The organism is Mycobacterium sp. SVM_VP21 (genome assembly GCA_024758765.1).
In the GTDB taxonomy this organism is placed as follows: domain Bacteria; phylum Actinomycetota; class Actinomycetes; order Mycobacteriales; family Mycobacteriaceae; genus Mycobacterium; species Mycobacterium heraklionense_C.
This window is the reverse complement of sequence record CP101406.1, coordinates 3,377,746-3,390,308: the sequence shown is the minus strand read 5'-3', so window position 1 is coordinate 3,390,308 and position 12,563 is coordinate 3,377,746. Positions and strand designations below refer to the sequence as shown.

Below are 12,563 nucleotides of genomic sequence, written 5' to 3'. Positions count from 1 at the left end.
GCATGACCATGGCCGCCGCAGCACACCATCCCGTCGTCATCGCCGGCGCCGGCCCCAACGGCCTGATGCTGGCGTGCGAGCTGGCGCTGACCGGAATCCAGCCGGTCGTGCTCGACGCGTTGCCCGTACCCAGTTCTGAGCCGAAGGCCAACGGTCTTGTCGGGCAAGTGGTTCGAATGCTCGACCTGCGGGGTCTCTATACCAGGTTCAGCGGCGTGGACGGTCCCCCGCGGCCCTCCCCCACGTGGATGTTCTCCGGAATGGCCCTGGATCTGTCGCACAGCTTCACCGGCACCCGGGCCAACCCGATGTATCTGCTTGCGGTGCCCCAACCGAAGCTGGTGCGGCTACTCCTGGAGCGCGCCGCTGAGCTCGGCGTGGCGGTTCGCTGGGGCCACGAACTCACCGGGTTCGACGCCGGAGACGACGGCGTGGTGACGGCGATCAGATCTGCCGACGGCGACTATGCCCTGGCCGCCGACTACCTGGTGGGCGCCGACGGCGGCCGCAGCATCGTGCGCAAGACAACCGGAATCGCCTTTCCCGGTACCACGGCGGCGACGGTGTCGCGGCTGGCGCACGTGCAGATCCCGGAGGATCTGCGTGCCGTCGATCGCAGCCTTCAGATACCGGGCTTCGGACGGATCGCCCATGGCCACAACCGGTTCGACAATGGCCTGGTGCTGTTCGGTGAAGTCGAGCCCGACCGGTCATTGTTGGGCACGCTGGAGTTCGGCTCGTCGGGTGATGCCGGCCCGATGACGCTTGCCGAACTCCGGCAAAGCCTGCAGCGCATTCTCGGCGTCGAAATCCCGTTCGCCGATCCAACCGGGCCAGGTCCGCATGCGCTGCGCCGCATTGAGGGGCAGAACAGTCGCCAGGCCGAGCGCTACCGCGCCGGACGGGTGCTGCTGCTCGGCGACGCCGCTCATGTCCACAGCGCGATGGGCGGGCCGGGACTGAATCTCGGACTGCAGGACACCATCAACCTCGGCTGGAAGCTCGCCGCTCAGATCAACGGCTGGGCGCCCGACGGGCTGCTGGACAGCTACGACTCCGAGCGCAAGCCCCTGGGGCAGCGGGTGATGATGCACTCGCTCGCCCAGACCGCGTTGGTATCGCCGGGACCGCACGTCGCCGCGCTGCGGGACCTTTTCGGGGAGCTGTCGGCCATCCCGCAGGTGTCGGCGCACCTCGCCGAACTGCTGGCCGGCACCGACGTGCGCTACGACGTCGGCGACGACCACCGATTGTCCGGATGGCATGTCCCGGATTTCACGCTCGACGACGGTCGCCGGGTCGCCGAGCTATTGCACAGTGGGCGTGCGGTGCTGCTCGACCTGGCCGAGGGCACCGCGGCAGCAGCCGCCCGGCCGTGGGCCGGTCGGGTCGATGCTGTCACGGCCGCCATGTCCGAGCCCCCGGCAGCCGCCCTGCTCATCCGGCCGGACGGCTATATCGCCTGGGCAACAGACGGTTTCAACCCGTCCGAGCAGTCGGCCCTGGAGGCTGCGCTGACCCGCTGGTTCGGCGTGCCGAGTCCCTGACATTGTCAGACGTCGTCGGCGATCCCGACCTGATGTAGCTCGGTGTCGCGGGTCTCCTGCATCGCCAGCAGCGCCACGAACGAGCACGCGGCCGCAATCGACAGGTAGCCGCCCACCCAGGCCGCGCCGTGGCTGGTTGCCAGCCAGGTGGTGATGAACGGCGCCACCGCCGCCCCCAGAATGCTCGCCGCGTTGTAGGCGACGCCCGAGCCGGTGTAGCGGACATTGGTCGGGAACAGTTCGGGTAAGACCGCACTCATCGGGCCGAACGCCAAGCCCATCAAAGTCATCCCGATTATCAGGAACGCCAGCATCACACCGGTGGATGCGGTCGGTTTGAGGAATGCGCCGAAGGTGGTTCCGTACACCATGATTCCGGCGGTGAAGAACAGCAGCAGCGGGCGTCGGCCGAAGTGGTCGGCCAGCCTGCCGACGATCGGCAGCACCGCCACGAAGAACAGCACGGCGATCAGCTGCAGCCCGAGGAACTCGGCGTAGCCGTAGCCCAGGCCGATGCCCTCGGGCGGACGCTTGGCGGTGCCGTAGCTCAGGATCCACGTCGTCACGGTGTAGAAGAGCGTGTAGGGCACCACCATCACCAACGTGCCGATGACCAGCCGGCGCCAGCTGCCCCGCAGCAGCGCTGCGATCGGAGCGTTCACCGGCGCACCGCTGGCCTTCGCCTGCGCGAAGACCGGGGTTTCGGTGAGCCGCAGCCGCACATACAGTCCGACGGCCACCATCACGGCGCTCAGCAGAAACGGAATCCGCCAGCCCCAGGTGAGAAATGGCCCGGCTCCGTCCGCGCCGGCGGTGGCCGGTCCCAACCACGTGAACAGGACCAGGAAGATCGCGGTGGCTAGCAGATAGCCCAGGGGCGCACCCAGTTGCGGCCAGATTCCCGCCGTCGCCCGGCGGCCCGGTTTAGCGGTTTCGGTGGCCAGCAGCGCAGCACCGCTCCATTCGCCGCCGAGCGCCAAACCCTGACAGAACCGCAAGGCCGCCAGCAGCACCGGGGCGAGCAGACCGATGTGGTGGTAGGTGGGCAGCACACCGATCAGGAACGTGGCGACACCCATGAGCAGCAAGGAGGCGACCAGGGTGGATTTGCGGCCCAGCCGATCACCGAAGTGACCGAACAGGATCGACCCCACCGGCCTGGCCACGAACGCCAAGCCGAACGTCGCCAACGAGGCCAACAGCGCCGCCGTGGGATTGCCCGTCGGGAAGAACAAGTGCGGGAAGACCGTGACCGCGGCGGCCGCATAGACGTAGAAATCGTAGAACTCGATCGTGGTGCCGACCATTGCCGCCACCGCGATCCGCCGGCGCGGGACACCTCCGACGAGGTCGGCCCCGCCGGCGGCGGCGCCGGCGCGATACGACGTGCTCATCTCAGATGCCTGCTTCGTCGGCGACCTCACGCGCCTTGTCTACCAAGGCATCGATCCACGCGGTGATGGGAGTGCCGGCGGCAGCCTTGTTCGCCGGGTTGTCCAGCACCCGCCGCACGATGCCCTCGGCGATGATCGCGACCTTCCACAGCCCGAGCGCATGCCAGTACTGCAGGGTCGCCGCGTCGCGCCCGGTCTCTTCCAGGTACACCCGGGCCAGCTCCGCCCGGTCCGGGAAGCCCTCCAGGGTGCTGATGACGAACTCCCCGGCGATGTGCTCTTCGCCGACCTGCGGCCAATACGCCAGCAGGCTGCCCATGTCGGCCAACGGGTCGCCGAGGGTGGACAACTCCCAGTCCAGCACCGCGATCACCTCGCCGCTGTCCGGTGACGTGATCACGTTGCGCAGGTGGAAGTCGCCGTGCACCAGCGTGAGCTCCTGCTGCTGCGGCACGGCGTCGGTCAGACGCCTGGTCAGGTCATCGAGTGCGGGCAGCTCGCGTGTCTTGGACTTCTCCCACTGCCCGGCCCACCGCTTGAGCTGACGTTGCGCGTACGGCTTGTGGCTGGCCAGATCATCCAGGCCTACCGCGGTGATGTCGACGGCATGAATCTTGGCCAGCGTCTTGGGCATGGACAGCCCGATCTGTCGGCGCCGCTCGGGAGAGAGCGCCTGTGCCACCGACATCCGGTCTGCCACCACGCCGTCGACGAACTCCATCAGCAGCAACGGCGTGTCTTTTGCCTCCAGTGGCGACCCGCTGCGCCCGGCTTCGCCGCGCTGGCGATCGCCACCGGCATCGCGGGTCAACCCGTACACCTTCGGCGTGGGGACGTCGGTGTCGCCGAGGGCCGCGAGAATCCGCGCTTCGCGGGCCACATCGTGGGCCGAGGCCAGCAACTTTCCCAGCGGCGGCCGGCGCAGCACCCAGCTATGACCGGCGTCGTCGGACACCCGGTAGGTCAGGTTGGACTGTCCGATTCCGATCCGCTCGAAGCGCAGCGACCCGCGCACGGGCAGGCCCAGTTCGGTGATCCACGCGGTCGCAGCCGCCGGGTCGATGCCCAGTGGCTCCTCAGCCACCGAGACCTCCCCGGAATCCGGTTGCGTCACCAAGGATCTGGCCGCCGTCCATGACCAGGGTCTGCCCGGTGATCCAGCTCGCCGCGTCAGACGCCAGGAACAACACCGCGTCGGCCACGTCGACCGGCTCGCCGATCCGGCCCAGCGGTATGCCGGTCGACAATCCCTGCTCGTGTTCCTTCCACAGCACCTCGGCCAGCTTGGTGCGCACCACGCCCGGACAGATCGCGTTGACCCGAATTCCCGGGGACAGTTCCAGCGCAAGCTGTTTCGTGACATGGATCAGCGCGGCCTTGGTGGCGTTATACATGCCCATCAGTGGCGCGAAACTCATGCCGCCGATCGAAGCCGTGTTGACCACCACCCCGCCGTGCCCACCTCGTTCCCCCAGCCCGGCCTTCACCGCGCAGGACGTCCACAGCAGCGGCCCCCACAGGTTGACGTCGAAGATCTTGGCGAACCGGGCGTGATCCTGGTCGATCAACGGTCCGAACGCCGGATTGGTGCCGGCGTTGTTGACCAGGATGTCAATGCTGCCGAAGCGCTCCAGCGTGGCGTCAACGCAGCGCTGAGCGGCGTCATCGTCGGCGACGTGGGCGGCCACCCCCATCGCGTTGCCGTTGACCTGGGCCGCCGCCGCGTCGGCACTCTCCTGGTCCCGTGAGGTCAGGACCACATTGGCGCCCGCTTCGGCCAGCCGCTGCCCGATCGCCAATCCGATCCCCCGCGAGCCGCCGGTGATGATCGCGGTGCGCCCCGCGAAGTCCGGTGTCGTCATCGGGCGTCCTCGAGATACTTGCGCAGCTCCTGGCGGGCAATGGCGCGCTTGTGCACCTCGTCGGGGCCGTCGGCGAGCCGCAGCGTGCGCAGGTGGGCCCAGAAACTGGCGAGCGGGAAGTCCTCGGTGACGCCGCCGGCGCCGTGCACCTGGATGGCCCGGTCGATGATCGTGAGCGCGATGTTGGGCGCTGCGACCTTGATCGCCGCGATCTCGACCTGCGCCGCCTTGTTGCCGACGGTGTCCATCAGGTACGCGGTCTTGAGCGTCAGCAGGCGGATCATCTCGATGTCGATGCGCGCCTCGGCGATCCAGTCACGGATGTTGGCGTTCGCACTGATCGGCTTGCCGAAGGCGATCCGGGAGTTCGCTCGCCGGCACATCAGTTCCAGTGCCCGCTCGGCCATTCCGATGCAGCGCATGCAGTGGTGGATGCGGCCCGGGCCAAGCCGGGCCTGGGCGATTGCGAAGCCCTCCCCCTCGCCCTTGAGCACATCCTTGGCCGGTACCCGGACGTCCTTGAAGTCGATCTCGGCGTGGCCCTCACGGTCCTGGTAACCGAAGACCGGCAGCCCGCGCATGATGGTGACGCCCGGGGCGTCGATGGGAACGACCATCATCGACTGCTGCCGGTGGGTGGCGGCGTCGGGATCGGTCTTGCCCATCACGATCATCACCTTGCAGTTCTGGTGCAAGGCGTTGGACGCGAACCACTTCCGGCCGTTGAGCAGATAGCCGTCACCGTCGCGCACCATCGACAACTGCACGTTGGTGGCGTCAGAGCTGGCCACCTGCGGCTCGGTCATCGCGAACGCCGACCGGATGGTGCCCTCCAGCAGCGGCTTGAGGTATTTCTCCTTGTGTTCGTCGCTGCCGAACAGCGTGAACACCTCCATGTTGCCGGTGTCCGGCGCATTGCAGTTGGTCGCCTCCGGGGCCAGATGCGGGCTGCGGCCCATGATCTCGGCCAGCAGCGCGTATTCGAGGTTGGTCAGGCCCGGACCCCATTCCGGATGGGGGTGGAACAGGTTCCACAGCCCGCGCTCACGCGCTTGGGCCTTCAGGTCCTCCAGGATCGGGGGCTGAAAGTGCGGGTTGCCGGCTTCGGCCATCTGCGTCTCGTAGACCGCCTCGGCCGGATAGACGCATTCGTCCATGAATGCCAGCAGGTCGGTCTGGTATTTCGTTGCGCGCTCGGACATTTCAAACAGGGACATACAGGCTCCTCACCTAGGACACTTCAGAATCGAGCAGGCCGCGCTGATAGCGGCGCATGCCGCGCAACCAGCGGTCGTAGTCGCCTGCCTTGTGCCGGTACATCTCCAGCACCACCGGGTGCGGCAGGATCAGGAAACGTTCGTCGTCGATGGCGGCGAGCACCTCCGCAGCGACGTCAGCGGGTTCCAGCACCTCACCGGCGGAGGTGACCGCGCGGGTGGCCAAATCACCCAGCGGGTCACCGGATTGTTCACCGGCATAGAGCAACTTCGTGTTGACGCCCATCGGGCACAAGCAGCTGACCCGCACACCCTGATCGCCGTAGGTGATATTGAGCCACTCGGCGAATCCGACGGCCGCGTGCTTGGTCACCGAGTAGGTGGCAGCGCCCAGTTGGGTGAGCAGTCCGGCGGCGGATGCGGTGGAGACGAAATATCCTTCGCCGCGGCGCACCCAGTCGGGGATCAGCAGCTCCGCCGCACGGATGTGCGAGCGCAGATTGACGTCGATGGCCTGGTCCCAGTCGGCTTCGCTGGGCAAGCCGGGGGCGCCGGTGATCCCGGCGTTGGCGAAGTAGAAGTCGACCGGTCCGTAGCGCTCCTGAGCCAACGCGATCAGTCCCCGGATGGTCTCGGTGTCCGAGACATCGCCGCCGCGACCGACCGCGGCGCCGGGATGCGCGGCGTTGATCGCCTCGGCTACCGCCGCCGCGGCGTCCGCGTCGAGGTCGGCCACCACCACTTTGGCTCCCGCCTCGACCAGCGCCGCGGCCAGCGCTCCACCGATGCCGCCACCGCCACCGGTGACGATCGCGACCCGCTCGGCAACCTTCATAAGCAACGTCCCCGTTCTTCGGTGCGCAGTGGCATTAGTTGAATCCGATCTCATGTTCGATTGTTGACAGTGCGAAATTGCAGAGCATTGGCCCATAGCCGGGTGACCGTGGCGACCAGGGCCTCGAAGTCGGCGCCCGAGCTGTGCTCGGCCTCCTCGCCGACGAAGGTGCCGTAGGCGAGTCTGCTGACCATCCCCGACAATGCCCGCGACGCCAGGAGCGGATCGACGTCGGCGCCGGCGATGCCCCGTGCCTGCAGATCGGCGATGCCGGCGGCATTGCGTTGGACGAACGCATCAGCTCGCCGCGCGCGGAAGGCGCGGAACTTCGGATCGATCTGGGCCACCTGTTCGAGCAGCCCCATCAACTGGGCGTTGCGCCGATACGCCTCCAAGTAGGCGCGATTGCTCGCTTCCAGCACCGCATACGGGTCGTCGGAATCGCTCACCCGGCCCATGCCCGGATGCATCATGTCCTGCTGGGCCTGTTCGAGGACCGCGGCGAAGATCTCCTCTTTGTTCGCGAAGTAGGTGTAGAACGACCCGGTCGCACAGCCGGCAGCCTTGGTGATGTCGGTCAGCTTCGCGTCGAGGTAGCCGTCGCGCTCGAAAACCTTGCGCGCCGCGGCGACCAGCCCCGCCCGGGTCCGCGCCCCGCGCACCGTCGCCGGCAACTGGCGGACCGGGGCGGCCGGGACGGCATCCATCCGAGCAGACTAACTGAATTCGATGTCAACTTCACTGACTTCTTCGGCACCGGCGCCGAGTTCGCCGAGCATGGCTTCGGCCTCCGATTCGGGCAGCGACTCCACCCCGCGCAGCTTGCGTTCGATGGCGCGGGTACGGACGCCAGCGGTGTCGATGGTGTTGCGGGCGGTGTCGAGTTGCTTGCGGGTCTTCTCCAGCACCGCCGCGAACTTTCCGAACTCGGTCTTGACCGCACCGAGTACCTGCCAGACCTCGCTGCTGCGCTGTTCGATCGCCAGGGTGCGAAAGCCCATGCGCAGGCTGTTGAGCAGCGCGGCCAGCGTGGTCGGGCCGGCCAGGGTGACGTTGTACTTGGCCTGAATCTGCTCGAACAGCCCCGGCTGGCGCAGCACCTCGGCATACAGACTCTCGGTGGCCAGGAACAGGATCCCGAAGTCGGTGGTGTGCGGCGGATCGAGGTACTTGTCGTGGATATCGCAGGCCTCGGCTTCGATTCGCCGGATCAGCGCCTGGCGCGCGGCAGCCTCCCCCACGCTGTCGGCGTGTTCCTGCGCATCGAGCAGCCGCTCAAAGTCCTCACGCGGGAACTTGGCGTCGACGGGCAACAACACCTCGCGCGCGCCGGTGGCGCCGGGCAATCGGATCGCGAATTCAACCCGGGCGTTCGAACCCGGCACGGTGATGACGTTGGTGGCGTACTGCTCGGGCGTCAGCGTCTCGGACAGCAAGGCGGCCAACTGCGTCTCGCCGAAGATGCCACGGGTTTTGACGTTGGTCAGCACCCGCTTGAGATCACCCACCCCGGTGGCCAGCGTCTGCATCTCACCCAGACCCCGCTGCACCGCCTCCAGGCGCTCCGAGATCTGCGTGAACGATTGCGCCAGCCGGGTTTCCAATGTGGCCTGCAGCTTCTCGTCCACCGTGGCGCGCATCTTCTCCAGCTGCGCGGTGTTCTCGGTCTGGAGGCTCCTGAGCTGCCGATCCAGCGTGGCGCCCAGTTTGTCCTGCGTTCCCTGCAAGGTCGATCCGAAGCGGTGCAGGGTCAGCTGCCACTGGTGAAAGGCCTGGGCGAGTTCGGCGCGCCCGGCATGCTGCTCTTCGCGCAGGGTCCGCTCCACGCGTTCACTGTCACCGCGCAGCGCGGAGAGCTGCGCAGGCGAGATCGCCCCGCCGGCAGGGCGCACAAGCACCACCACCTGGAGGATCACCGCCAGTAGCGCCAGTGAGGTGAGGAGGATCAGCAGTGCTGTGTCCATGCCGGCAAGGTAACGCCCGCCACCGACAAGTCCTGGCTACCGCAGCGGCGAGCCCCAACGCACCTGCTCGCGCAGCTGGGCCTTGAGCAACTTGCCGCTGGCGGTGCGTGGCAGCGCCTCGCTCACCACGGTGATGTACTGCGGCACCTTGAAGTCCGCCAATTGGCCGCGGCAGTACTCCAGTACGGCGGCCACATCAATCTCGTGCTGGTCGCCGATCAGCACCGCGCCGACCTTCTCCCCCATCACCTCGTCGGGCACTGCGAGCACGCACGCGTCGGCCACACCGGGAGCCGACAGCAGGGCCGCTTCCACCTCGACGCTGGAGACGTTCTCGCCACCGCGGTTGATGATGTCCTTGAGGCGATCGATGATGTGGACCCGGCCGGCGTCGTCGACGCGCACCACATCACCGGTGTGCAGCCAGCCGTCGATGATGGTGGCGGCGGTCGCCTCGGGCCGGTTCCAGTAGCCCGTCATCACATTCGCACCGCGCACCACCAGTTCACCGGTACCCGGATCATCGCCGAGCGGGACGACGCCGATATCGCCCGACGGCACGACATAACCGACCGAGTCCGCATGCGCCACCGCGTCGGAGTCCGGCAACACCGTCATCAGCGAAGCCGTCTCGGTCATGCCGTAGCCGTTGAACACCGTTGCCGCACCGAACGCCTCGCGTAGTGAGCGCACCAGCGCCGGTGCCGTCGGCGCCCCGCCGTAGCCGACCCACCGCACCCCACTCACGTCGACGTTGGCGAAGTCGGGATGCCTCAGCAGCAGCGAATAGATCGCCGGCACCGTCACCATCGATGAGATCCGTTGCGCAGGAAGTGTTGCGATCAACTCGGGAAGATTCAGCGACGGCATGATGACCGCGGTGCCGCCGGTGTAGGCGGCGACCAGCAGTTGGGAGTTACAGCCCGTCACATGAAACAGCGGGACCGAGATCAGTGTGCGATATTCCTCGCCCAATGTCCGGGTCCGGCCCAAGGTGCGCATCATGTTCTCGGCGTTGGTCACAAACGCCTCGTGGGTGGTGGGCACTCCCTTGGGGCTGCCGGTGGTACCGGAGGTGTAGAACAGCGCCGCGGTGTCGCCCGCTTCGAGCCCGTCGACCACATACGGTTGGCCATCGGGCAGTGCGGTGCCGGGCGCCAGGTCCACCCGAACGCCGGCATCGGTGAGCACGAAGTCGACTTCCGGTGCGGCCGAACGGGTATTGACGGCCACCGGTATTCCACCGGCCATCAACGTGCCCCAGAACGCCAGCACCCAGTCCAGTCCCGCCGGGTAGCGCAACGCGACCCGGTCACCGCGAGCCAGCCCGTCGGCGCGCAGCCCGCCAGCCACCCGTGCGGCCCGCCGCCACAACTGCCGGTAGGTCAGGCGGTCGCCGCCGAGTTCCACCACGGCTTCACCGTCGGGGCGCTGCTCGGCCTGCTCGGCCAGCACATCGAGAAGTGTTGCCGGCAGCTGCGCGTAATGCGCGACACCGTTGTGGTCGCGGGTCACCCCGGTCGCCGGAAAAGGGTTGTGGTGCCGTGTGATTTCGACGACGTGAGTCATGGGCAGCCTATTATCGCCGGCGTCGCCACTTGTGCGTCACCATCCGCAGCGTCCCGCGCAGCGCGTAGGCCGCGGAGACGAGGCACGCGAGGATCAGCACGATGAACATCGGCAGCCAATTGCCACGATCGTGATTGATGTGCCACCAGACGTAGGTGAACAGCACCGAGGAGACGAAAAAGACCACGTCGCGCCAATTGCCCTGATAGGAGAGCGCCGCGGCCCGCAGCGCTCTCGTTCGGTCGGAGGCAGCGACCAAATCGTCAATGCGCTCGTCGATGGTGCGCTGGAAATCCGCGCGCCGCTGCGTCTGCTCCGCGGGAAGCCGGTCGAGCAGATCGAGGTCCTGTTTGATCAGGGCGCGTACGTCCGGGCCTTTCAGCTGCCCGGCGGCCGCGGCAAACAGGGCTCCACCGAAGACCGGTGCCGCGCCCAACGCCATGCTCAGCAAAGAGGGCATCGTGGTGCTGTTCCTTTCCCGTTATGTCCCGGCCACCCTACGACCTCAGCCCAGAATTACCGTGCCATCGGGCGCGATCCGCCAGCCGGGGTTGTGGGCGATCTCCCAGATCAGTCCGTTGGGGTCTTGGACGTGGGCGTGGAACACGCCGCCGAACTGGCCGGGTTGCGGCGGCTTGATCACGACGCCACCCACGGCGGCCATGGCGTCGGCCAGCGCGATCACGGCGGCGGGGCTGTCGACGTTGTGCGCCGTGGTGACCCCGGAGACCCGGGAGTGGTCACTGGGCAGCGCCAGGTCTTCGTTGAACTTGTCGGCGTCAAAGAACCCCAGCACCTGGCCCGGCGCCGTCTGATAGAAGACGATCTCGCCCTCGACATCCAGTAGGGGCTCCCAGCCCAGGGCGCCGTAGAAACTCCTGGTCGCGTCCAGATCGGTGGCCGCGACCGTGACGAAGTGCACCTGTTGCTCCATGCGGCCGAGCCTAGAGCGGCGGAGCGTCGTGTCAGACCCCCTCGTTAGAATCGCACGTATGTTCGAATATGACGTCCTGGAGCCGGAGTCGTTGGCCGAGGCCGACGACAAAGCCCTGGTGGCGGCGATCTCGGGGTGGGCCCGGGTGGAGGCCGCCGCCTCGGCGCGCCGCCTGGCCGTCATCGGCGAACTAGTGGCACGGCGCACCCGCGGAACGGACGCGGTGAACCGGTCGCGCTGGTCATGCGACTACTGGGACGCCGCAGCCTCCGAGGTCGCCGCCGCTGAGCAGATCAGCCACGGTCTGGCGTCCTCTCAGATGTACCTGGCCTCGGCACTGCGTGAGCGACTGCCCAAGGTCGCCGCACTGTTTCTCGACGGGGCGATCAACAGCCGACTGATCGCCACGATCGTCTGGCGCACCACGTTGATCACCAACCCCTACCTGCTCAACGCCGTCGACACCGAGCTCGCCAAGATCGCCACCGGCCTGGGACCCCTCTCGGCGGCCAAGACCGCCGCGGCCATCGACGCCCTGATCGAGCGGCATGACCCCGAAGCCATCCGACGCCAGGAGCGCGACGCCCGCGGCCGCGAAGTCGTCATCGACACCCGCAACAGCGAAAACGGCACCACCGCCCTGTGGGGCCGACTTTTCGCCACCGATGCCACCGCACTCGACCGGCGCCTGACCCAATTAGCCCACACCGTCTGCGACGACGATCCCCGCACCCTGGCCCAACGCCGCGCCGATGCCCTCGGCGCCCTGGCCGCCGGAGCCGACACCCTCGCCTGCGCCTGCGGCAACTCCGACTGCCCGGCCGCCGGCACCGACGCCCGCGCCACCAACGTCACCGTCTACGTGCTGGCCGACCAAACCGCACTGAACACCGCGGCCGATCCGCGATTCGGCGCCGGCGAAGAACCCGTGGCGCCGACATCCCCAACGCGCCCAGCGCGCTCCGGGCAGATCATCGGCGGCGGCACGGTGCCCGCACCGCTGCTGACCCAGCTCGTCAACAACGGCGCCACCGTCAAACCACTGCACGACCCGGCCGACCTGCCCGCCGAACCGCACTACCGTCCCTCACGAGCGCTGGCCGCTTTCATTCGCGCCCGCGACCTCACCTGCCGATTCCCCGGCTGCGACCAGCCCGCCACCCACTGCGACATCGACCATGCCGTGGCCCACCCGCATGGGGCCACCCACCCGGCCAAGGTCAGATGTTGGTAATATACCC

Annotated in this window: 12 protein-coding genes; 2 read left to right on the top strand and 10 right to left on the bottom strand. The window is 67.7% G+C overall.

The window, feature by feature from the left end; genetic code table 11:
* Positions 1 to 8 precede the first annotated feature (8 nt).
* The gene (locus NM962_15745; protein ID UVO11418.1) at positions 9 to 1,547 is read left to right on the top strand and encodes an FAD-dependent monooxygenase; all 1,539 of its coding nucleotides are present in this window, start codon (positions 9 to 11) and stop codon (positions 1,545 to 1,547) included.
* A 5-nt stretch (positions 1,548 to 1,552) separates the two neighbouring features.
* Here NM962_15745 and NM962_15740 read toward each other — a convergent pair whose 3' ends face one another.
* From NM962_15740 to NM962_15695, 10 genes are read right to left on the bottom strand one after another with little or no spacing between them, the layout of a single operon-like run.
* Complete coding sequence (locus NM962_15740) at positions 1,553 to 2,941, bottom strand: MHS family MFS transporter (protein UVO11417.1); 1,389 nt, start codon at positions 2,939 to 2,941, stop codon at positions 1,553 to 1,555.
* A gap of 1 nt (position 2,942) precedes the next feature.
* Positions 2,943 to 4,004, bottom strand: coding sequence for a phosphotransferase family protein (locus NM962_15735; GenBank protein UVO14762.1), 1,062 nt, complete (start codon positions 4,002 to 4,004; stop codon positions 2,943 to 2,945).
* Between the two features lie 13 nt (positions 4,005 to 4,017).
* Complete coding sequence (locus NM962_15730) at positions 4,018 to 4,803, bottom strand: SDR family oxidoreductase (GenBank protein UVO11416.1); 786 nt, start codon at positions 4,801 to 4,803, stop codon at positions 4,018 to 4,020.
* Positions 4,800 to 6,020 carry an acyl-CoA dehydrogenase family protein gene (locus tag NM962_15725; GenBank protein ID UVO11415.1) on the bottom strand — a complete coding sequence of 407 codons (1,221 nt, stop codon included), beginning with the start codon at positions 6,018 to 6,020 and terminating at the stop codon, positions 4,800 to 4,802. Before NM962_15725 ends, NM962_15730 begins: the two co-directional genes overlap by 4 nt.
* A 13-nt stretch (positions 6,021 to 6,033) precedes the next feature.
* Positions 6,034 to 6,855 carry an SDR family oxidoreductase gene (locus NM962_15720; GenBank protein ID UVO11414.1) on the bottom strand — a complete coding sequence of 274 codons (822 nt, stop codon included), beginning with the start codon at positions 6,853 to 6,855 and terminating at the stop codon, positions 6,034 to 6,036.
* A 50-nt stretch (positions 6,856 to 6,905) separates the two neighbouring features.
* Positions 6,906 to 7,562, bottom strand: coding sequence for a TetR/AcrR family transcriptional regulator (locus NM962_15715; protein UVO11413.1), 657 nt, complete (start codon positions 7,560 to 7,562; stop codon positions 6,906 to 6,908).
* Positions 7,563 to 7,571: 9 nt separating this feature from the next.
* Positions 7,572 to 8,819, bottom strand: coding sequence for a DNA recombination protein RmuC (gene rmuC, locus NM962_15710; GenBank protein UVO11412.1), 1,248 nt, complete (start codon positions 8,817 to 8,819; stop codon positions 7,572 to 7,574).
* Between the two features lie 36 nt (positions 8,820 to 8,855).
* Positions 8,856 to 10,388, bottom strand: a complete 1,533-nt coding sequence (locus NM962_15705) for an acyl--CoA ligase (GenBank protein UVO11411.1) — start codon at positions 10,386 to 10,388, stop codon at positions 8,856 to 8,858.
* A 10-nt stretch (positions 10,389 to 10,398) separates the two neighbouring features.
* On the bottom strand, positions 10,399 to 10,848 hold the full coding sequence (locus NM962_15700) for a hypothetical protein (protein UVO11410.1): 450 nt from the start codon (positions 10,846 to 10,848) through the stop codon (positions 10,399 to 10,401).
* Between the two features lie 45 nt (positions 10,849 to 10,893).
* Positions 10,894 to 11,322: a VOC family protein gene (locus tag NM962_15695; GenBank protein UVO11409.1), complete on the bottom strand. Its 429-nt coding sequence runs from the start codon at positions 11,320 to 11,322 to the stop codon at positions 10,894 to 10,896.
* A 58-nt stretch (positions 11,323 to 11,380) separates the two neighbouring features.
* Here NM962_15695 and NM962_15690 point away from each other — a divergent pair, with 58 nt between their 5' ends.
* On the top strand, positions 11,381 to 12,556 hold the full coding sequence (locus tag NM962_15690) for an HNH endonuclease (protein UVO11408.1): 1,176 nt from the start codon (positions 11,381 to 11,383) through the stop codon (positions 12,554 to 12,556).
* The last annotated feature ends 7 nt before the right edge of the window (positions 12,557 to 12,563 follow it).